Annotated in this window: 23 protein-coding genes; 6 read left to right on the plus strand and 17 right to left on the minus strand. The window is 62.6% G+C overall.

The genetic code is table 11. The annotated features are described in order from the left end of the window. Nucleotides 1-248: 248 nt before the first annotated feature. Nucleotides 249-1,445, minus strand: coding sequence for an IS91 family transposase (locus tag P6U29_RS23145; RefSeq protein WP_407112447.1), 1,197 nt, complete (start codon nucleotides 1,443-1,445; stop codon nucleotides 249-251). An 11-nt stretch (nucleotides 1,446-1,456) separates the two neighbouring features. Then, the gene (locus P6U29_RS23150) at nucleotides 1,457-2,347 is read right to left on the minus strand and encodes a tyrosine-type recombinase/integrase (RefSeq protein WP_407112448.1); all 891 of its coding nucleotides are present in this window, start codon (nucleotides 2,345-2,347) and stop codon (nucleotides 1,457-1,459) included. A 168-nt stretch (nucleotides 2,348-2,515) separates the two neighbouring features. On the opposite strand from P6U29_RS23150, the gene P6U29_RS23155 reads away from it, so the two are divergent. Both P6U29_RS23155 and P6U29_RS23160 read left to right on the plus strand, forming a co-directional pair. Further along, nucleotides 2,516-3,139, plus strand: a complete 624-nt coding sequence (locus tag P6U29_RS23155; protein ID WP_407112449.1) for a hypothetical protein — start codon at nucleotides 2,516-2,518, stop codon at nucleotides 3,137-3,139. A gap of 211 nt (nucleotides 3,140-3,350) precedes the next feature. Beyond that, nucleotides 3,351-4,361, plus strand: a complete 1,011-nt coding sequence (locus P6U29_RS23160; protein ID WP_407112450.1) for a succinylglutamate desuccinylase/aspartoacylase family protein — start codon at nucleotides 3,351-3,353, stop codon at nucleotides 4,359-4,361. Between the two features lie 483 nt (nucleotides 4,362-4,844). On the opposite strand, the gene P6U29_RS23165 is transcribed toward P6U29_RS23160, so the two are convergent. Genes P6U29_RS23165 through istA form a run of 3 tightly spaced genes read right to left on the minus strand, consistent with a single transcriptional unit; the run spans nucleotide 4,845 to nucleotide 7,660 of the window. Next, on the minus strand, nucleotides 4,845-5,348 hold the full coding sequence (locus tag P6U29_RS23165; RefSeq protein ID WP_407112451.1) for a DNA-binding protein: 504 nt from the start codon (nucleotides 5,346-5,348) through the stop codon (nucleotides 4,845-4,847). Between the two features lie 18 nt (nucleotides 5,349-5,366). Beyond that, on the minus strand, nucleotides 5,367-6,110 hold the full coding sequence (gene istB / locus P6U29_RS23170; protein WP_407112452.1) for an IS21-like element helper ATPase IstB: 744 nt from the start codon (nucleotides 6,108-6,110) through the stop codon (nucleotides 5,367-5,369). Between the two features lie 11 nt (nucleotides 6,111-6,121). Continuing rightward, nucleotides 6,122-7,660 carry an IS21 family transposase gene (gene istA / locus P6U29_RS23175; protein ID WP_407119398.1) on the minus strand — a complete coding sequence of 513 codons (1,539 nt, stop codon included), beginning with the start codon at nucleotides 7,658-7,660 and terminating at the stop codon, nucleotides 6,122-6,124. A 1,126-nt stretch (nucleotides 7,661-8,786) separates the two neighbouring features. Between istA and P6U29_RS23180 the strand changes: the two genes are divergently transcribed. After that, a complete protein-coding gene (locus tag P6U29_RS23180; protein ID WP_407112453.1) occupies nucleotides 8,787-9,302 on the plus strand; it encodes a ParB N-terminal domain-containing protein in 516 nt (171 codons plus the stop codon). A gap of 260 nt (nucleotides 9,303-9,562) precedes the next feature. Beyond that, a complete protein-coding gene (locus P6U29_RS23185; protein ID WP_407112454.1) occupies nucleotides 9,563-10,219 on the plus strand; it encodes a phasin family protein in 657 nt (218 codons plus the stop codon). Nucleotides 10,220-10,511: 292 nt separating this feature from the next. Here P6U29_RS23185 and P6U29_RS23190 read toward each other — a convergent pair whose 3' ends face one another. The 3 genes from P6U29_RS23190 to P6U29_RS23200 form a co-directional block, all read right to left on the minus strand. Then, nucleotides 10,512-10,802 (minus strand): hypothetical protein, encoded by a 291-nt coding sequence (locus P6U29_RS23190; RefSeq protein WP_407112455.1) that lies wholly within the window; start codon nucleotides 10,800-10,802, stop codon nucleotides 10,512-10,514. Nucleotides 10,803-10,966: 164 nt separating this feature from the next. Further along, nucleotides 10,967-11,263: a cytosolic protein gene (locus P6U29_RS23195; RefSeq protein ID WP_122403456.1), complete on the minus strand. Its 297-nt coding sequence runs from the start codon at nucleotides 11,261-11,263 to the stop codon at nucleotides 10,967-10,969. A gap of 18 nt (nucleotides 11,264-11,281) precedes the next feature. After that, entirely contained in the window at nucleotides 11,282-11,494 is a 213-nt protein-coding gene (locus P6U29_RS23200) for a hypothetical protein (RefSeq protein ID WP_407112456.1), read from the minus strand. A gap of 298 nt (nucleotides 11,495-11,792) precedes the next feature. Here P6U29_RS23200 and P6U29_RS23205 point away from each other — a divergent pair, with 298 nt between their 5' ends. Beyond that, nucleotides 11,793-12,818 (plus strand): hypothetical protein, encoded by a 1,026-nt coding sequence (locus tag P6U29_RS23205; RefSeq protein WP_407119399.1) that lies wholly within the window; start codon nucleotides 11,793-11,795, stop codon nucleotides 12,816-12,818. Nucleotides 12,819-12,921: 103 nt separating this feature from the next. On the opposite strand, the gene P6U29_RS23210 is transcribed toward P6U29_RS23205, so the two are convergent. From P6U29_RS23210 to P6U29_RS23250, 9 genes are all read right to left on the minus strand, one after another. Continuing rightward, the gene (locus P6U29_RS23210) at nucleotides 12,922-13,962 is read right to left on the minus strand and encodes an acyl-CoA desaturase (RefSeq protein WP_407112457.1); all 1,041 of its coding nucleotides are present in this window, start codon (nucleotides 13,960-13,962) and stop codon (nucleotides 12,922-12,924) included. A gap of 438 nt (nucleotides 13,963-14,400) precedes the next feature. Continuing rightward, on the minus strand, nucleotides 14,401-14,907 hold the full coding sequence (locus P6U29_RS23215; RefSeq protein WP_407112458.1) for a hypothetical protein: 507 nt from the start codon (nucleotides 14,905-14,907) through the stop codon (nucleotides 14,401-14,403). 398 nt (nucleotides 14,908-15,305) lie between these two features. Next, nucleotides 15,306-15,587 (minus strand): hypothetical protein, encoded by a 282-nt coding sequence (locus P6U29_RS23220; RefSeq protein WP_407112459.1) that lies wholly within the window; start codon nucleotides 15,585-15,587, stop codon nucleotides 15,306-15,308. A gap of 204 nt (nucleotides 15,588-15,791) precedes the next feature. After that, complete coding sequence (locus tag P6U29_RS23225; protein WP_407112460.1) at nucleotides 15,792-16,328, minus strand: helix-turn-helix domain-containing protein; 537 nt, start codon at nucleotides 16,326-16,328, stop codon at nucleotides 15,792-15,794. Nucleotides 16,329-16,600: 272 nt separating this feature from the next. Further along, the gene (locus tag P6U29_RS23230; RefSeq protein ID WP_407112461.1) at nucleotides 16,601-17,218 is read right to left on the minus strand and encodes a cell envelope biogenesis protein TolA; all 618 of its coding nucleotides are present in this window, start codon (nucleotides 17,216-17,218) and stop codon (nucleotides 16,601-16,603) included. 128 nt (nucleotides 17,219-17,346) lie between these two features. After that, nucleotides 17,347-17,751, minus strand: a complete 405-nt coding sequence (locus P6U29_RS23235) for a VOC family protein (protein ID WP_407112462.1) — start codon at nucleotides 17,749-17,751, stop codon at nucleotides 17,347-17,349. 100 nt (nucleotides 17,752-17,851) lie between these two features. Beyond that, nucleotides 17,852-18,106, minus strand: coding sequence for a hypothetical protein (locus P6U29_RS23240; RefSeq protein ID WP_407112463.1), 255 nt, complete (start codon nucleotides 18,104-18,106; stop codon nucleotides 17,852-17,854). Between the two features lie 170 nt (nucleotides 18,107-18,276). Further along, entirely contained in the window at nucleotides 18,277-18,480 is a 204-nt protein-coding gene (locus P6U29_RS23245) for a hypothetical protein (protein WP_407112464.1), read from the minus strand. A gap of 168 nt (nucleotides 18,481-18,648) precedes the next feature. Then, on the minus strand, nucleotides 18,649-18,822 hold the full coding sequence (locus tag P6U29_RS23250; RefSeq protein ID WP_407119400.1) for a Flp family type IVb pilin: 174 nt from the start codon (nucleotides 18,820-18,822) through the stop codon (nucleotides 18,649-18,651). Nucleotides 18,823-19,162: 340 nt separating this feature from the next. On the opposite strand from P6U29_RS23250, the gene P6U29_RS23255 reads away from it, so the two are divergent. Beyond that, on the plus strand, nucleotides 19,163-20,464 hold the full coding sequence (locus tag P6U29_RS23255) for a hypothetical protein (RefSeq protein ID WP_407112465.1): 1,302 nt from the start codon (nucleotides 19,163-19,165) through the stop codon (nucleotides 20,462-20,464). The last annotated feature ends 4 nt before the right edge of the window (nucleotides 20,465-20,468 follow it).

The following is a 20,468-nucleotide window of genomic DNA, read 5'->3' on the forward strand; positions in this document are numbered from 1 at the left end:
AAGGGATGTAAGGTCGGGCCGCAGGCGCTATGGGGTTTTGAGCGCCGCGGGCGAACTCGTTGATTGGGATCGAGTCGGCCCAACGAGTTGCACGACGGTGAAGTCGCTGACGAATGCGCGGCGGATGGCCTTGAACTCCAGAAGTTGTCCGACGATTTGCGACGGCTGGTGGATATCTGGGCGCGCTCTGCCGTGGCTGGTCGAGGGCCAGCGAGCGCGGCGAGCGGATTTGCGGGATTGCGGCACGGTCATGAGGTGTCGATCCTGATGTGGTTCGTTGGAGCTGTCGGCCGATGCCGTGGCATTGCACCGCGCTCGAAGACTTCGATTATGATCATGCGACCGCCGCAGCATGGACAACTCGGTTTGCCGGGATCGGCGGCGGCAGTGGGCTGGCCTTCAGGTCTTGCGACGGCGAGCAGTTCACGCGCGTGGGCGACGTTGTCAGCGCAAGCACTCTTGGCGAAGAGGCCGTAGTGGCGGATGCGGTGCAAGCCCTTCGGCAGCACGTGGATGAGAAAGCGGCGGATGAACTCGGCGATGGCGAGCGTCATCTGCTTGTATCGGTCGCGGCCCTCGATGCGGTAGTCCTTCCATTTGAAGGTGACGAGCTGTTCGTCAAAGGCGATCAAGCGGCTGTTGGCGATGGCAACGCGATGAGTATAGCGTGACAGATAGGCCAGCACCGCCTCGGGGCCACCGAATGGACGCTTGGCGTAGACGACCCACTCGGCTTTACGCAGCGGCGCGAGATGGGCTGCGAAGGACTGTGCGTCAGCCAGATGCGCGTAATCGCCGAAGAAACTCAGGCGACGGGCTCGGTGGGTCGCGATGAGCTTCTCCAGGAACAGCCGTCGGAACAGGTGGGAGAGCACGCGCACCGGAAGGAAGAAGCCCGGTCGGCATGATACCCAGCGCTGGCCATCTGGTGAGATGCCGCCACCCGGCACGATCATGTGCACGTGCGGGTGATGGGTCAGTGCCGAGCCCCAGGTGTGCAGCACGGAGGTGATGCCGATCCTGGCACCGAGATGCTTCGGGTCGGCGGCAATCGTCAGCATGGTCTCGGCCGAGACCTTGAACAGCAGGTCGTAGACGACGGCCTTGTTCTGGTAGGCGATGTCGGCGATGGCCGCCGGCAGTGTGAACACGATGTGATAGTACGGCACCGGCAACAGCTCGGCTTCGCGTTCGGCGAGCCATTGCTTCGCGGCGGCGCCTTGGCACTTCGGGCAGTGGCGGTTGCGACAAGAGTTGTAAGCGATGGTCGTATAGGCGCAATCCGCGCAGCGCGCGACATGGCCGCCGAGTTCCGCCGTGCGGCAGTGCTCGATCGCCGACATCACCTTCAACTGCTGGAGGCTCACATGGCCGGCGTTGGCCTGACGCCACGCCGGACCATGGCCGCGGAAGATGTCCGCGACCTCCAATCTTGGACGCGCCACGTGCCTTCCGCTTAGGCCGGTGGCGTGTCCCTGGACTCATTCTTCTTGGACGTCAGCGGCGTGAGGCGATCCAGCGGGCTCATGACCTCGCGGATGGTGTTGGTGGCGACGCGGGTGTAGAGCGCCGTCGTCTCGAGTTTAGCGTGGCCCAGCAGGACCTGAATCACTCTGATATCGATGTTCTGCTCGAGCAGGTGGGTCGCGAAGCTGTGGCGCAAGGTGTGCGGCGTCACCCGCTTGGCAATCTCGGCCATGTCCGCCGCAGCATGGCAGGCACGCGTGAGCTGGCGTGTCGTCATCGGGCTGGCCGGCTTCAGTCCCGGAAACAGCCAGCCTTGCGGGCGGCCGATGCGATACCAGTCGCGCAAGAGCGCGAGCAGCACCGGAGACAGCATGGCGTGGCGATCCTTGCGGCCTTTGCCCTGCTCGACGCGCAACATCATGCGTTCGGAATCGATGTCGGACACCTTCAACGCAACGACCTCAGAGACGCGCAGTCCCGCACCGTAAGCGACGCTGAGCGCAGCTTTGTATTTGATGCTTGGCGCTGCCTCCAGAAAGCGCGTAACCTCTTCCGGGCTTAACACAACCGGAACCTTGCGCGGCTCGTGCATGAACGACAGGTGCTTGGCAAGCTCGGGCCGATCGAGCGTCACATTGAAGAAGAAGCGCAGCGCCGAGACCGTGGCGTTGATCTTTGGCGCGTGGGCGCCGATCGACGCCAGATGAAGCCGAAAGCGGCGCACGTCCTCCGGCTGGGCCTGGTCGGGCGAGCGGCCGAGGAACGCCGCGAAATCCTTGACCCTTTGCACGTAGTCATGTTGGGTCTTCGGAGCGAACTTGCGGATCGCCATGTCTTCGATCATGCGCTGGCGCAACGGGCTGATGGCCTGCTTGGTCATTGGGGATGCTCCTGTCTTGAGTGAGGTTGTCGAACCCCTCGATCTCAAGACAGGACGCCCCGTTGCGCTATCCTGTTGGCTGCCCCGCCTGCCGTAGCGCCCTACCGCGCGAGCGGTTTAGTCCTTTGACCCGAAGCGGTCCTCTCACTCTGCAAACCCGCGCTTGTAATGCTGGAGATCTTCGGTAGAAGCACGGCGGCAAAGCAACTGGCGGGGCGCGCAGTGGTCGATCATTTTCGCTATTCAATCGATTTGTCGCTGGCACAAGCTAGAGCCGAGAAAGTCGTCGAATGCGTCAAGGGGTGGCGTGAGCAACTCGATATTCGTCGCTTCGAGTACACGAACCACCTACGCGTTGCTCCCATGGAGATACCCCACAGTCACCCGGTTCTGACGTTGAATACCGCATTGTTCAATCCGGATGAAATTCTCTGCGAATATTTGCACGAGCAGATGCATTGGTATCTTGGCGGATTGGGCTGCGCGGACCCAAGCGCACCGCTCATAGCTGAGCTGAGACAGCGTTACCCTGAAGCGCCGGTCGGGTATCCGGAGGGCGCAAACGACGAATATTCCACCTACCTGCACCTGATCGTGAACTGGCTCGAAATCGAAGCGGCGTCCCAGTTTCTTGCACGGGAGCGCGTAAAGGAGATTGCCCGCGTGAAGCACTATTATCGGTGGGTCTATCGTTCTGTGCTGTCCGATTGGGATAGCCTCGAAGACATGTTCCGGGCGCGCGACATAGTGCCAATTAGACCAGCGGGCGACATGGACAATAGGTACCCCTAGGATGAATGTCCCTAGCCTCATGTCTGCTTCTGGCCCCGTGGCTGACGCTAGGCCAGAGCGCGAGGGTGTCCCTTCCGAGAGGTGACCTGACCAAGTCATGCTGGCTTGAGAGCAGTCTTAGCAGCCCAAATTACTGCTTGCTGCGAAGTTGCCATGTGCCAACTATCTCACAAGAAATGAGTTCTGACCCTCAATTCAAGCGAAGAATTGCATGAGCTCAGCAAAGCGCGATCAAAAGCAACAGATTCTCGAATATCCAGTCGAGATCGCTGCTCCCGACATCGGACGTTGGTGCAACGGAAATATCGGCATCCCCTACGTGCATCGGTTGGAAGCGGCAGCGCCAGGGCCGCATTTGCTACTTACCGCGCTTGTGCACGGCAATGAGCCGTGCGGAGCGATCGCTCTAGACCGGCTTTTGACTGATGGTTTCCGACCGTCTAGAGGCTGCGTAACACTCGCGTTCGTCAATGTTGATGCCTATGCAAAGTTCACACCTTCTGACCCGCGCGCGAGTCGATGGGTCGACGAAGATATGAACCGGGTCTGGGCTCCTGAGATACTCGCACAACGACCTTCCCGGAGCGCTGACGTTCACCGCGCCGCCGAGCTTTTGCCGCTGTTGAAAGAGGCGGACTTCTTACTGGACCTGCATTCGACGCAGCATCCAAACGAGCCACTCGTTCTCGCCGGACCACTTGAAAAAAGCAAAAAGCTGGCCCGCGCCGTGGGTCTTGCTGACCTCGTCGTTATCGACAAAGGGCACGCGCAAGGAGCGCGCATGCGCGACTTCGGAGACTTCAATGATCCGAGTTCGACGAGGACTGCGCTGCTTCTCGAATGCGGGCAGCATTGGGCAGCTTCCAGCGCCGACGTGGCCTACGCCGCCTGTCTGCGTATATTCGACCGGTTCTCGATGCTGCCTAGCGGCTACGCCAGGGGCCGAGTAGTGGCGTTGCCAGAAGAGGCAACACGCTTCGTTGAGATTACGATGCCGGTGACTATCAAGAATGAGTTCGTGTTCGCTTTGCCACTACGCGGTGGTGAAATCATCAAGGACGCTGGTACGTTGATTGGTTACGACGGCAGCGAGCCCGTTGTAACCCCACACGACAATTGCATCGCAATCATGCCATCGCAGCGCCTTTGGGCTGGATTGACGGCCGTGCGGCTGGGGCGATTAGTGGCTGTGCCCGGGGCCGCATCGTTGCCACCAGCCTAAGATTCTGATTCCGGCGATAAGTCGTCAAACACGAGCTGATCTTACTTAGGGCCATGTTTGTTGGCCCATAGCGGTTAACTTGACCATCGACGAGTCGGTTCCGGTGGGTGGAGCGGACATCTCATACGGCGATCCGATCGTCATCAAGCACTTACATCCTGACTTCCTAAAGTCGAAGCCTGGGCATCATCAGTCTGATCCCCGGAGCCGCCGTCGCAGGCGTCCGCGGCCGACGGCGCGCGCAGCACGCAAGGGCGGAACGAGCAAAGCGTCCCTTGCGGGCGAGCACGACGGTGGCAACGGTAAGCCGAAGACGAAAGGCGCTCGGGGGCAGACTGCCTGATCCCTGGTGAGCCCGAGCACCTTCGCTCGACAGCAATATTCCGACTTACAGGAGCCCTTGCCGAGGTCAAATGTCAAACAAATTGAGAAATCGCAGCACGAGAGAATGCGAAGGGCCGGCGCGCATAGAGACCAAAAGGCTCAGTTTCTCTCCGAACGGGAGAACTTCGAAACTTCCCGGGCCTTGGCCAGATCTCCGATAGCGACAGCAATGAACGAAGGGTCATCGCTTTCAAGCGCTGCTTCTAGATAGGCGGCCTGCTGATCCGGCGTCTTCAGGTAATCCTGCACGTCGAACTTGGTTGTCTTAAGGGGCATATCAAACCTCCTTCGCCATCGCTTGGGGTCCGGCACCACAACCACACTGACTTCCTGAAGTCCAGCAGCGGCATCATCATTCTGATTGCTGATTCCGATGATCTCGCCCGGGTGTACCGATTTGATCTCGCCCAGGATTCCGAGATGATCTCGCCCACCATTCCGATTTGATGTCGCCCGGGGCGCGAGGCGTTCTGGCTGTCTGGTTTCTGGCATCGGCGAAGCCGCGCGGTCAATCTTGAATCGCGGCTCGACGGGCGGGTTTTTCTGTTGCTCCTGCTGTGGGCATGTGGGCAACGCTCTTGCGTTGTCCAAGCGTAGCGGCATGTCCACAGCGCCACAGGCTCAGGCCTTTCGGTCAGGTTTGCGGGTTCGCCGCATGCTTTCGCCGTTCAGATCGATCCGGTGGGCGTTATGGACCAGGCGGTCGAGGACGGCGTCAGCGTAGGTGGGATCGCCGATCAGCGCGTGCCATTGATCGACCGGGAGCTGGCTGGTGACGATGGTGGAGCGGCGGCCGTAGCGGTCCTCGAGGATCTCCAGGAGGTCGTGGCGGGCCGCGGCGTCGAGCGGCTCGAGGCCCCAGTCGTCGAAGATGAGGAGATCGACGCGGCCAAGCGCACGCAGCAGGCGGGAGTGGCGGCCATCGCCGCGCGCCAAAGCGAGATCGGTGAACAGCCGCGGGACGCGCTGGTAGAGCACGGAGCGATTGTCGCGGCAGGCCTTGTTGCCGAGCGCTGAGGCGAGCCAGCTCTTACCGACGCCGGAGGGCCCGCAGATCAGCAGATTGGCGTGGTCATCGATCCAGCGGCCTTCGACCAGCATCGTCAGCAGGCTGCGGTCGAGGCCGCGTGGGGTGCGGTAGTCGATGTCTTCGACGCAGGCCTCCTGGCGCAGCTTGGCGTATTGCAGCCGCTTCGACAGCCGCTTGTCGCGTCGCAATGACGCTTCGCGTTCGAGCAGCAGCGCAAGCCATTCGGCGTGGCCGAGGCTTGCGGCCTCGCCGCCGGCTTCGACGTCGGCGAAGGCCTTGGCCATGCCATGCAGGCCGAGCGCGTACAGTTGATCGAGGGTCGGATGCGTAAGCAAGACGTGATCTCCTAATTGTAGTAGCGCGGTCCGCGGATGTTGGGATGAAGGATCGGCGCGTCGTCCGCGGAGCGCTTGGGTGAAGGACGCCGATCGAGATTGTTGGCAAGGATCGATTTGACCGAGCCGTAGGTGCGCGCGCCAATATCGATCGCCCGCATGGCGGCGGCATCGAGCCGCTCGTGCCCGTAGGATCGGGCGAGCCGGATGATGCCGAGACAGGCGCGGAAGCCCTGTTCCGGATGCGCGCGCTCGTCGAGGATCAGGTCGCACAGCGCCGCGGTGGCCGGCCCGATCGAGGCGGCGTCCTTACGGATGCGCTCGATAGTCCAGCCAGCGTAGCGCCGATGACTGGAGGCCATGTGCTCCGGCACGGTCGTGTGCTTGTGGTTGCCGCTCATGCGCTGATGCGCGGCGATCCGCTCACCCTTGTGGAAGATCTCGACGGTGCGAGCCGTGAAGCGCACCTCCACCTCGGCGCGGACGAAGCGATGTGGAACGCTGTAGTAATGCGCCTCGACCTCGACGTGATAATCGATGCTGACCCGGCAGATCCGCCACTCGGCGAACACGTAAGGGTTCTCCGGCAAGGCCTTGAGCGCGGGCCAATCGATCTCCTCCAACAGCTTGCGGCGGGTCACGCCGAGCCGCCGGATCGGCCGCTCCTCGTTGAGCCGGATCATCAACTCGGCGATCGCCGCATTGACCTCGGCGAGGCTGTGGAAGATGCGGTGGCGCAGCCGCCCGAGCAGCCAGCGCTCGACCATGAGGACCGCCTGCTCGACCTTCGCCTTGTCTCGTGGTCGTCGCGGCCTGGCCGGCAGAATGGCCGAGCCGTAATGCGCCGCCATGTCGGCGTAGCTGCGGTTGATCTGCGGATCGTAGAGGCAGGCCTTGATCACCGCGACTTTGGTGTTGTCCGGCACCAGCAGCGCCGGCACGCCGTTGATCGCCTCGAAGGCGCCGACGTGGCCGCTGATCCAATCGGCGAGCCCCTGCGTCCAGGTCGCCTGCGCGTAGGTGAAGCTGGAAGCGCCGAGCACCGCGACGAAGATCTGCGCGGCGCGCCGCTCGCCGCTGAGCCGGTCGATCACGACCGGCACGCCGTCGCCGGCATAATCGACGAACAGCTTGTCGCCGGCCGCATGCGACTGGCGCATCGTCACCGACAGCCGGCCTTCCCAGGCGCGGTAGAGCTCGCAGAAACGCGAATAGCGATACCCGCCGGGCTCGCTTGCGATGTACTCCTCCCACAGGATCGACAGCGTCACGTGCTTGCGCCGGAGCTCGCGGTGCACCGCCGCCCAGTCCGGCTCCGCCTGCCGGCGATGGCCCCGCCGCGCGCCGGAACCCGCACCGGCGCTGGCGAACAGCCGGGCCTCCAGATCAGTGTCGGTGACGTCATCGGGCAGCGGCCAGGTCAGCCCCGATGCCTCGAACCGCCGGATCGTCAGCCGCACTGTCGAAGGCGCCGTCCCCAACCGCCGCGCAATCTCGCGGGTCGGCATCCCAGCCGACTTCAATCTGATCACTTCGCGCACATGGCGCATCGCAAGCCTCTCCGTCGGCATCCAGGTCCCCCTTCGCAAAGCCGAAAGGCGGGACCGTATCGGAGCCAGAAGAGGCCTCGTCACCCCGGGTTCGCTCTTGCGACACCCGGGCGACATCATCCCGGAATGGTGGGCGAGATCATCTCGGAATGGTGGGCGACATCAAATCGGAACGGTGGGCGAGATCATTCCGGAATGGTGGGCGACATCGAGCGGAATCAGCAATTCTGATCCCCGGAGCCGCCGTCGCAGGCGGACGCGGCCAACGGCGCGCGCACCGGACAAGGGCGAAGAGCGAAGCGTCCCTTGTCGAGGAGCACGACGATGGCAAGGGTAAGCCGAAGACGAGTGGCTCCGGGGGCAGACGTCCTGATCCCTGGTGAGCCCGAGCACCTTCGCTCGACAGCAATATTCCGACTTACATGAAGTCGGAATATTGTGAGGAAATATGCCGAGTCCTAAGTGCCTCTACATACACACGAATGTTTGCAGGCTAATAATATAATTGCGGAAGCACGACGGGGTGTTCGTGAATGTTACATTCGAAATCTCGTTACGCCGCCGTCGACGAAGGACAGTGAAATGAACTCTTGCGATGCCCGGCCTTGCCCCGGGCATCGTTGTTTGGCCAAGGCGCTTGAAGACTATGCAGTCGGAAACAGAACAGCCAATCGATCTTAGGCATCATGCCCAATCAGCTGTCGCTGAGTATTTCAGGCCATTCAAGACGCAGACAAGAAGATTGAAGATCACGCTAAAAATATGGTGCAGCGTGGAGATCTCGGAGGAATCGAAATAACGCCGAACTCTCTGAAATTCTTTTTAGACAAGAGACTTGGCGCTGATGGAAGAATGTCAGCGTGGTCTTACGATTGGACGGCGCGCCTACTCAAACGACTGGGCTTCCGAGACTTGAAGGAAGTTGAATTCCCTCGCTGGCGTCGCCTCGCGTTTGGTGGACAGCGTTCAATTTATGCACTGTCACCGCAATCGCAATTTGGCTCCGGCCCCGATGCTCATCAACACCCCGCCGCCGAAATTGCCTTTGCGGTCAGCCGCTTCCCCCCTAAACTCCCAACCCCACCGGCATCGGTTCCGACGGGCCCGGTAGAAGCGGAGTCAGGTTATGCCCAAACCGGAAAGCTTCCCGATCGAGAAGATCTTCGTTCCCACGAAGCAGAGGAAAGCCATCAAGCCCGAGACCGTCGCGGAGATCGCGGAGAGTATTCTGGACATCGGACAACAGGCCCCGATTTCCGTTCGGCTCGACGGAGACCGCCTCGTTCTGGTCGAGGGACTGCATCGGCTCGAAGCATGCAAGGCGCTCGGCGAGACGACCATTCTCGGCGTCGTGGTCCCGGCGGAGCTTGCTCAGCACAAGCCGCAGCTCGCCGAACGACCCGAAGTCGAGGCCGAGCGCATCAAGATGGCGCGATTGAAACAGTTGCGCTTGGAGAAAGAAGCCGCTGAGGCATCGGCGGCGGCCTTGAAGGGCGTCCGCGAAACGGAAGCGCCGCGCACCCGTCCGACGAAAGGCGTCCGCGACAATCCGAAGGCCTCACCGGGCCGGATTGCGAAAGCGGCACCGAAAACATTGTCGGCCTGGATCACGCAGCAAAAGGGCAGCGGCGGCCGCTATTGATTGCCGGCTCCAGAACGGTGACAGCAAGCGTAGCCCGGATGAGCGTAGCGATATCCGGGGCGACCAACCGCAAAGAATCCCGGATTTCGCTACGCTCATCCGGGCTACGGGCTTTGAGCGATGTTGGATCATGAAACCTTCGATTAGGAAGCGCCAAGGGTCCTTCGTATCGCGGCCTTCTGACGCGGCCATCCCGCAGGTATCTGGATCAGCGACTCTTTGCCGGATGCATCGAAGATGCAGCGGCAAAATCTCACCACATGGTCGCCACGCAAGCGACAGCCCACAATCGCGATTTCAGCGCAAACGCGGCGGAGGCTCGCGGCTTCATCGATATTCAGGAGCCATTTGCAATGTTGAGCGCGGTGGAAAATAAGCCAACGGGGAAATCCGGCCGGCGCGGCGGGAAGAAGAAGCCTGGACAACGGACCGGGGCCGGCGAGCAACGCGCAACTGCAGCGCATCAATTGCCGGATGCCTCGGCGGAGAAGAGACAAGAGACCGAGCATGTGACCGAGCAAGAGCCGAGCCGACAGATCAGTGCGGAGGTACCTTCGGCTGCAGCCTTGCCGGGCGAGGCTTCCGGGATGGAGATCGCTGCAAGCCCGCCCGTCGCACCGGTCGAGCCTTTCCAGGCCGGCACGCAGGCGATTGCCGAGGCCTATAGCGACTACATCAGGACGTCGCTTGAGCAAGCCTGGAGCTTCCTGGGAAAGCTCGCGACGGCGCGTTCACCCGTCGAGGCGTTTGAGTTTCAGATGGAGTACGCGAAACAGGCGTGCGACTCGTTTGTCGCCGAATCCCAGAAGATCGCCGAGCTGCATGAACAATTGACCAGACAAAAGGTCATGCATCTCGAGGGGTTCGTGGCCAGGCTCACCCAGACGACGCTCGAAATCCGCGCGATACGTCACTAGCGACAGCCGCCTATTGCAGCGCCGCGGGGCCGGAAGGCCCTAGGATGAGCACTATCCTTGCGCAACCCATCATTCGTTGATGGGCTTCGCTCCGCTCGACCATCCCAAGAACTGCGCTTTGCGCAGTAGATCCGTAGGGTCGGTTAGCTGGCGGTCGCGCGAAGCGCGGTGCGCCGGCGTAACCCACCACCTCTCCGCGCGCCGACATGAAGGAGGTGGGTTACGCCGAGCGATTGCGCTTTGCGCAATCGCGGAGCTAACCCACCCTACGCGCTTAAGGACCGCCTGGAGTTCAGTAACCTGACTTCGAGCCGGTGGTCGGCCCCGTGCTCGTGCCGGTGGTTTGACCTGTCGTTTGTCCTGGAGCGTACTTCGACGCGCCGGGGCTGGTGCTCTTCGCGGACTTCGCGTGATGCTTCTTCTTATGCCCAGGAGCGTAGCTGGAAGCGCCCGGCCCGCCTTTCTGGGAACCCATTTGTTGCATCTCATGACCTGGCGTCTTGCTCGATACACCCTGGGCAAGCACGGCAGGTGCTGTAGCCATGACAACGACAGCAGAGAGCGCGATGATCCTTGCTTTCATGTTGTCCTCCTCTGACAAACGCCCCAAGAAAACGGAATGAGCCAGCGCTCGTTCCCCTCAACGAACGCTCATGGCGAGAACAGCGCTGCTCAACTGGCCCTTTCGCCGCCGCAACGCCATGAATGGGCTTTTTCGAAACAGGTCATGCCGCAAGGCAAAACCGATCACGACTGTTCGATCAGCATCGGTGAACCGAGCTCCTCGAAACGAAAGAGCTGAAACACCCGCTGGCCATTGAAGTCGAGCACTCTCAAATCATCGGTCTCGTGCAGGTTGCTTTCAACCGCCTGAAAGTGCCCACCGTAGCGCTCCCTGGCGAGCGACAAGGGAACCTCGAACGCGACGAACTTGCCGATACCTTTTTGCCTGAGCACCCCGAGAAGCTTCAGGTCGTTCAGGGACTCATGCGAGGTGAGAACAAGCAGCGGACCGCTCGCCGTCAGCAGCAAAAGCGATTTCATCGGATCCTCCTTTGCACCCTACCTGATCTTCGCCAGGCACTCCTTCAGGCGCTCCAGCTCCGTACGAGCCTGTGCCTCCATGGCGTCTTGCAATGCGAGGATGCCCCTGCTGGACAATTCTGCAGAGGCCCTTCTGTCCAGATTCTGCTTCCAATCCCGGATGCCTTGCTTAGTGGCCCGTTGGGCCTCCGACGTGGTCTTGGCGTATTCCTTCATGCAGGCGTCGGCCATTGAGCATGTCTGGCACTCCTGGGCGGAGGCCGGACCTGAAAGAAGCAGGGCGAGTATCGCGGTAGGGACCCTCATTGCGATTCCTCCCGCGACAGCATAGCACGCCGTGGGGATACCTGGGGAAGCAGCCCCCGGCTGTTTCAGCGCCAGAAGATCTCAAGCGATCGCGCGACAGCGCCGTGTCGCGCATCGTATGCCGAGGTCGCCATAATTTTTCCCTGGCACGCGCGTTGTGTCGGACAGCGGCGAGACCTATCCTTCCCAAAGATCGGACTGCCTCCCATTGACGCCCGACCGGATGGAGAGCGCATCGGTGCCTGAGACGAACGACCCCAAACCTGATACCGCCAAGTCTGATACCGCCAAGTCTGATACCACCAAGCCTGAAACGGCAAAGCCGGATGAGGCGCGCACCGACGGCGGGCTGGCGCGGGCCTACGACCGCATCAAGAGCGCAGAGGAAGACCTTGCGCGGCTGGACCGGCTGGTTTCCGGAATGGAACGGAGCAGCGACGCCCCGCGGATCTCGCACGCAAGCGCCGCGACGGCAGCCGCCACTTCCGCAAACAAGGCGGCGGCGCCTGATGCCAAGCCTCTAAACACCAAGCCTCGCGATCAGGGCCTGAAGGGAGACAGGGCGATGATGCGTGCTTTGGCTATTCTCGTGATGGCGATCGGCCTTCTCGGTGCCGCCGTCGCTTCGCAATATCGCGATGAGGCCAAGTCGATCGGCATGTCGATCATGGCGCGATGGGCTCCGCCGGCCGCGAGCGCACCCCCGCAAGCGTCCGCGGCGGAAAGCCCGGCGCAGCCGGCGACGGTGCTGCTGGCGGCCGCAGATGAGCCGAGCCCGGTGCCTGCACCGCCCGCGCCTAAGGACACGGAAAGCGCTCCGAAGCCTGCCGCCACGGCGGCCGAGGCATCATCGTCCGAGCTCGCGCAATCGCTCAAGGCCATCACGAGCGAGCTTGCGAACATCAACGGCAAGCTCGAGCAGCTGAAGAGCCGCAGCGAGCAGACCCTGCGCGACCAGGCCGCCACCATCGAGCAGCTCAAGGCCGCGCAGGAGAAGGATGCGGCGGACAATGCGCGCCTCGCCGCGCAGGTCCAGGCGTTGCAAACGCAACTGAGTGCGTCATCGACGTCATCCGCCTCAGCAGCCGCCAAGCCCGTCGTGCGCAGCGTGGTGAACAACGATGCGGCCGCGCGTGCCCGGGCGCACGTGCCAGACGCCGCGCCACGGCGGCCCAGGCCGCCGCCGCGAGGCCCCTGGATGCCGCCGCCCTATATGGCCGATCCTTATTACGGCGATCCGGATTGGTGAGCCCGCAAAGCGCCGGCTTGTTTCTCGCACGCGCGATTGAATGTGACGCCTGACAAGCTGCGGCTTCGGCTCGCCTTCGATGGAAGGCGTTAATCGCGCAAGTCTACCTTCCAGCCGAGCGAAGGTCTTCTGCGATGCCATCGAACGAGCTCGGCGCGGCAACAGCCTCCGCCCCGCCCGGCTCCGCATCTGCCGACAGCTGACGCTTGCCGACCCCAAAGATATCATGCACCAGGCCCAGCTTCCCAAGCCCAAGAATAATCAGCCCGTTGATGTCGATCTCGTACCAAGCGTGCGACAGATACGCATCCCGCGGAAAGCGGTGATGGTTGTTATGCAGCCCTTCCCCAAAGGTGAGGATCGTCGTCACCAGCTCGTTCGTCGTGCCGTCATTCGTCTCGAAGCGGCGGTAGCCATAGCGGCCGTCGCTGTGGCAGACCGAGTTGACCAGCGAGGTGGCCATGGTCATGAGGTAGCTGCGGAACAGGCCGGAGAACAGGATGCAGCCGATCATCGTGTGCACGCCGCCGAACGCGTAGCCGATGGCGCCCGGAATGATCAGCGCCGACAGCGCGTACCAGTACCAGCGCGTCCTCGTGAAGAACATCGCGATCGGGTCGGCCAGGATGTCCTTGGCGTAATATGTGGCGTCGGTGGTCTCGCGGTCCCACACCCAGCCGCCTTGCGCATGCGACATACCCTTGGCGAAGCTGGTGTAGGGGTTGCCGCCGCCGTCATAATAGGGGCTGTGGACGTCGCCGGGCCTGTCGGAGTGAAGATGGTGCCGCCGGTGGTTGCTCACCCATTTCAGGATCGAGCCCTGCACCGCCATCGTCGCGAGTGCGGCGAAAATCGTCCGCATTACCGGACCGCAGCGAAAGCTCCGGTGCACGAAGTAGCGATGCATGAAGCCGATCCCGATCGTGGATAGCACGAACGTGCCGGCGAAGACCGAGAGCTCCACCCGGCCGATGCCTTGCCAGAAGGCCCAGACCAGCGCCGCGATCGAGCCGCCGATCATGATGGCGAAGGAGATGTAGGAATCGCGAAACTTGGCTTCGACCACCGGGCCTTCGACAAGCACGCCCGGGGGCATTTTCGGCGCCGCAACTTGCTCGGGCGCCACACTCTCAACCACGGTCATTTCAGCCGATCCATTCCCGCAAATGCACTTTTCTGCAGCGCAGCGTACAGCCGGGGGTTGTTTTGAGCAAGAGACCCGGTCGGCTTTGAGAGCACGGAGCTGCGGCCCTGAAAGCGCGATCAGAGGGGACTATCGCATACGACTCGTGGCGGCGGCCTGCGCGAACGCCTCCTCCTTCGAGACGGCGCTTACGCGCCTCCTCAGGATGAGGCTCATCGGCGTCAAGGCCCGTTGAAACTGTAGCCGTGCACTCCGTCCTCAGCCCGCATCAAGCGGGCGGCTCGCCGCGGATGACGACGGTTAGATGACAAGCTGCAGGCCGCAGGATGGGTGGAGCGACTTGGCTCGACGAGCAGATGCGATCCGCATCGACGCCGCGCGCGATGCCCGGTTCAGCAAGCGCTCAACCCATCCTGCGAGCTACACTCTACGCCCGCCTCACGGTAGCTCGCTCATCGTCGCCTTGGCGGCGATCCCGGTCAGCTCGGGCTCTTGCGGCGCAAGCTCCTCATCGGAGGATGGGCCGACCGAGACTTCGGTCATTCTGCGCTTGACCTGTTCGCAGGTCTTGCGGACGTCTTCGGTGAAGAGCGCGCATTCTTCGATGCGCTTGAAGATCTTTCGTCCCTCTTCACGATACCCCGCCGCCGTTTCTCGCATGAAGGCGATCGCATCATGAACCTGGGCCGTCAGCGCCTCGCATTTTTGCGCGGCGTCGATCAACTCGCTGCCCATGGCCTCGATCTCTTTGGCAGCGGACTCATAGTCGCGAATGACCGCCTCCGCGCTGAGCGCGCCGACGCGCGACACGCCCGCAGTGTGCTCGACGTAATCAGGTAGAGCAATTGAAGTAATGGAGCTTCCCGAACGGATCGAAGCGATATCCGCTTCGAGTTGGACCAAGTTCACTCCTTCCCGTCTGCGCAATTGTTCGACACTTGCCATCACTGATTCTCCCAATAAGAGCCCAAAACCCCAAGCAGCATTGGGTTTATTACGGGGATAAATGTCGTTCTACCTCGATGTACTGTTGACAGTCTCCATTCTGCCACTTTTTCCCAATCGCGGCCCTCGCACGCAGAGATGATGGCTTATCGGAGTTCAACTTCTCCGGGTTGCGGTTGGTGACGATGGTCGATTTCGCAAGAACTCGACCTGTCCAAAGACAAAATGAGCCCGTCCGAATGGTTGAACGGGCCTTGGCGCGGATCGAGCGTGGCGAAATCGAGGGCTGTGCCGCACGTGCAGAACCTGTCACCGCCGGCGCTTTGCGCCGACAGCGGGTTATTCAGTTCTGCATCCGCCGCCGGCCGATCATCACATGCTTAGAATGTGATCGTTACTCACCACCAATACGGCCACCGCCATCCCTCATAGCGAACGTATGACGGCACCAGTGGCGGGCCGTAGGGATCGACCCGGTCGTCTTCGGGGCGATAACGATAGCGTGGAACAATATTGTAATCCCACGGCGTCGGCCGGAGCACCGGCGCGGTGACGATCAGCCTCTGCTGCGGCTCACGAACGACGACAGTCTTCCGCGTCCGGGCTTCAGCACCTGATATCCCAAGGCTGCACAGCACCAGCGCCGTTCCGAGCGCACACGCGATGGTCTTTTTCTTCATGCGTTGGTCTCCTTCCCCTAAGAGAGTGCAACAGGGGTGCAAAGCAAGGCAAGCCAATTTGCTATCGACGTTGTTTGAATGAACGCTGTCGGCCTTGGCAGCGAGCGTAGCCGGGATGGAGCGGAGCGCAATCCGGGACCAATGTGCCTTGTGGCAACATCCCGGATTACGCTGCGCTCCATCCGGGCTACAGGCCACGAACGCCTACGCCGCACCGACCTCCTCAGGTGGCGCGCCGGCAACGAGCCCATCGAGACCGACCATCAACAAATCTGCGATGTGCATCAGCTGGTAGAGCGGAATGTCCGCCTCGCCCTGCTCGGCCTGCGCCAGGAAGCCGGGCGCGACGCCGATGTGCTCGGCAAGCTGGGCCTCGGTGTAGCCGCGGGTCTCGCGCGCAGCCTTGACGCGCGCGCCGATGCCGAGCCGGTGGCGGGTCTGCTCCTCCGCGGTCATCATCACCGCCTGCTCGTCCGCGCTCGCATAACCATCCACGAACGCGCTGCCGATCAGCCGGCCCTTGCGCCAGGCGACGCGGCAGTCCTTGCGCAGACCGCTTCGGAAGATCAGCGCGAACTGCTTGGCAACCCATAGCGAAGAATTGAGCTCTAGGCGCGCGCCGGTGCCGGAGACATCGCGGATCGTGCAGGGCACGCTGACGGTGCCGCCGCTGCCATTGTCGAATTCGACCATGCCGGTCCTCAGCGTGTGATGCCTGACGGCGGCGCGATGATCGCTCATGACGGCTCCCAGAAGCTTGCGGCGGCGTAAGGACAAGTCCGACGCATAATCGGGGCGAGGATACCGCAGAATTTCGTCCTGACTGCTAAGCTTCCAACCGACAGCGAAAGCCATGGTAAAGGAATTACTCTCGCGAAGAGCGCGTAGCCCGGATGAGCGAAGCGACATCCGGGGACCGGCGTTGCGTCGTTGCACGACCTACCCGGATTGCGCTTCCGCCTTCGCTCTTCGAGCTACGGCGGACAAGTCGCTTCATCCGGGCTACTTGCCGATCACTCGCGCACGCGGCGCAGGGCCTGCTCCAACTTTATCCGCTGCTTGTCCCAGCGCCCCTGCTCGGCTTCGGCGCGCGCGTCGAGCGCGGCCCGCTCGGCTTCGATCTCCTCCGCCCGCGCTTCGTGCTCCCGCCTCGCCTTGTCGAGCGCTGCCTCGGCTGCGGCGACGGCCTTCTCCCTCCGCGCGCGCTCCTTGGCGCGGGCGGCCTCCTCCTTGCGACGCTCGGCCTCGCGCCGCCGCTCCTCCTTCTCGAACGCCGCGGCCGCCTTGCGCGCCGCTTGTTCATCGATGTTGCGGGATGTTTTCTTTGCGGTCTTGGCCGGACGCTTCTTGGGCTTACGTCTGGGCTTGGCCTCGCCCTCGCCGAGATCGGCCGGCAGCTCCGCGCTCTCGGTGAACGGACCGTCCGAGCCGACTGGGCGCCTAAGCACGACGCCCGGCTTCGCCATCGTCGCCGCAACGATATCGGGGTCGTTTGTCTCCTTGGCGACGCCCTGATGGAAGAGATTGGAGCTGGCGCCCCAGGCCTGCAGCGCCGCCTTCATCGAGGGGGCGGCGATCGCCTGATCGTAGAAGCCGAGCGAGGTCTGGTAGGTCTTCAGTTTCTTTGGCATGTCGCTCCGCGATTGGGATTCAGCCCTCTGCCAAAAACCGTCGCGAGCGTAGCCCGGATGGAGTGAAACGCCAATCCGGGTGGATGCCCGCGTATTCGGCCCCGGATTACGCTGGCGCTCCATCCAGGCTACGAACTTTCAAGCAGCGCATCATATCCCTGCTCGCTGAAGGCGAGCAGACAGAAGCCATGCCCGAACGGATCGGCCAGCATCGCGATCCGCCCATAGGACGCATCGCGCGCGGGCAGCTCCAGGATCGCACCCGCGCTGAGCGCACGCGCGACGGCAGCGTCGACATCGTCGACGACGACGTCGATATGCACAGGCGTCCAGTGCCGCTCGTAGCGGCGGCGGTCGCCGCTGGCGCCGATCGTGCCGGCCTGCTTGCTCAAGAGATACACCGGCGCCGGCCAGCCGAGCAGCTCGACGAAGTCGGCGCCGAAGCGGCGGCCGACCGTCAGGCCGAACGCTTCGGTGTAGAAGGTCGTGGCTTTGCCGACGTCGGGGACATCGACGTTGAGGAGGAAGGTCATGGCAGGCTCCTCGCGTGTTGCGAAGCGAGCCTAGCCCGGATCGAGCGGCAGCGTCATGCGGTCGATGGCCGGGGCTATGCCCGGCCAGGACGCAGCAGGCTTAGCGGGCGGCGCCCGTGGTGACGTCGGCGGTCTTCGCCTTGCCCGCGCTGAGCACCTTTGCCTGGTGGATCGGAGCGACCGTGCTGGGCACTGCGACCTGCTGCTCGACATGCGCAACACCGAGCACGCGCACCTGCAGCGGGGAGACCGGGAAGCCATTGGCCTCATAGGTCGGCAGCTCGGCGGCGACGGCGGCGGTGCCGCCCGCAATCGTCAGGATGGCGGCGGCGATCGATAGAGTCTTCTTGTTCATTGGTGATGCTCCAGGGGTGAGTGTCGGAGCATATTTAGGCGAACCTTGCTGCAATGCGACATGCGTTGTTGCATCGCAACATCGCGCCCGATGCATGACGATATGCTTAATGCGTACAGGGCGTTGGACGAATCAGGCCGGCTGCGACATGGCGCTTCTAGGGGCGGTGCTCAGCCACCGAGCACATTGCCCCAGCCGTCGAAGAGGTAAGTCTTCCAGGCCACGGTTCCATCCGTCCCGCGCCGACTCGCTCGCCGGTAGTCATCGGCCTGATCGGCGGTCCAGGTAATGATCGTGTCCGAAACACGATCGTGCAGGATGGCGGGCTCGGTGGGATCGAAGTCGTCCATGGGACGAAGCGAAGAATGTGTCATGGCGCCTCCAACGCTCCAGCCGCGGCAAAGTTGCGGCAGGGCGTCGGGCAAAACATCGCGTCAAGGAAAGACGAATTAAAGAGCGATGCAACAGAGCGCAGTCCGTCATTGTGAGCGCTGCCGCTCAGCACAGCGAGGCAAAGGCGTGCAGCGCATACGGGGACAAGCTTAGGAAGGATACGCCGTCGCCAGCGATTGCAGCTTTGCGACCAGATTGGTGCCGAGGGCGTAGATAGTCTCGATGATGGCGAGGGCGATTCCGGCTGCGATCAGGCCGTATTCGATCGCGGTGGCGCCGGACTCATCGGCGACGAATTCGGCCAATATGCACCTCAAATTCACAGCGATGTCCTTCCGTTTCCACCTTAGATTGCAGACGACAGAACTGCCCCACCACAATCCAAGATTGCGTAAATGCAATCGCTGCAAATTGACGACAATGTTGCATTTGCCGTCGATTTCGCGTCGACACATGCTGAAACCGTGATGGAACCAGCGTTGCACCTCGGCAACACCCGCCTCGAAAAGCCTGCATCCGCCGATTTGCGCCATTGCGTCGCCACACCGTCCCCCGAACAATCGACGCGCTGCGTGCCTTTCTGTGCAAGTTTTCGTCACGACTGTTTGCATCATCACTGTTCGGACAAGTTGTTTCGAACAGAACCGTTTGGAGGCAGGGATCATGAAAGATCGGCGGTCTCTTCTGGTGGCGGTGGCGTGTCCCTCGGCCCTTCTCGCCGGCTGGCTGGCGTTGTCTCTCTCCGCCCATGTCCCTGCCCTCATCGAGAACAGCGGCGCCAATGCGGCTGCCGTCTCGCGCGCCAAGGATCTCGGCCGCCTCGATCTCGCCGACGTGCCGCACACTGCGACCATCGAGGACGGCATCGCCTTGACTGCCGATATCGCCGCCGTTGCTGCGGCGCCTGCCCAGGTAGCGACAGCGCCGGCAACGCCCGAGGAGCCCGCCTCCGCCGTCAAGCTTGCCTCGGCCGATCCTGTGCTGATCCTGCCGCCGGAGGCGGCGCCCGCGCCGCAGATTTCGCCTGAACCTCAGTCCATCGCCAGCGAGGCTGCCCCCGCCCCTGCGCCAGAGCCCGTCAAGCTCGCATCCGCCGATCCCGCCGAGATCGTGACGACCGACGCACTGTCGCCCGCGGCAATCGCAAGTGGCCCCGTCGCGCCCGCGAGCAACGCATCACCGCCTGCCGATACCGTCGCCGTGCTCGACGAATGCTTCGTCATCGATGCCTGCATCGACCGCTATCTCTGGACGCTCTATCAGCGCACAGCGAAAGAGGACACGACCAAGGTTCAGGAGCGGCGCGCCGTCACCATCAAGCGCAAGGGCAAGACCGTCACGGTGATGCGCAGCTTCACGAAGCTGGTCGATCAGGACTTCGGCTGGAAGGATCCGAAGGCGGCCGAGCGCGCCGGCATGTCGATGATGGACTACGTCATCGGCGGCATGGACAAGAGCTTCAAGCAGAAACTATTCCGGATGATGCTCGCGGCCGAAGCCGCCGGCCTGTCGCCGGGTATCACCAGCGCATTCCGCGACGATTACCGTCAGTCGATCGCGAGCGGCCTGAAGGCCGCCTCCGACCGCTCCTATCACGGCGGCAGCAGCCGTGGCGGCTACGGCCACGGCATGGCGGCCGACATCGTCAGCACTCAGGGCAATAACCGCGCGCAGCGCTGGGTCTCGACCGAGATCCTGTGGAAATGGGTCGACGCCAACGGCAAGGCGTTCGGCATCGGTCGCCCCTATCTCGACCGCGATCCGCCGCATGTCGGCCCGATCGACGGCCAGGAATACATCTCGAAGCGCGGCACCTCCGATCGCAAGGAAGTTGCAAGCGCCAAGCCGAAGAAGCCGCGGGCCATTGCCAGCGCCAAGCCGCCAAAGGCCCACGCCGCGCGCGAGCAGAAGAGCTCGGGCAAGCCGCAGAAATCGGCGCAATCCGCCACAAAGCGCGCAACCTGACGGG

It is taken from the genome of Bradyrhizobium sp. LMG 9283 (assembly GCF_045571415.1).
Classification (GTDB): domain Bacteria; phylum Pseudomonadota; class Alphaproteobacteria; order Rhizobiales; family Xanthobacteraceae; genus Bradyrhizobium.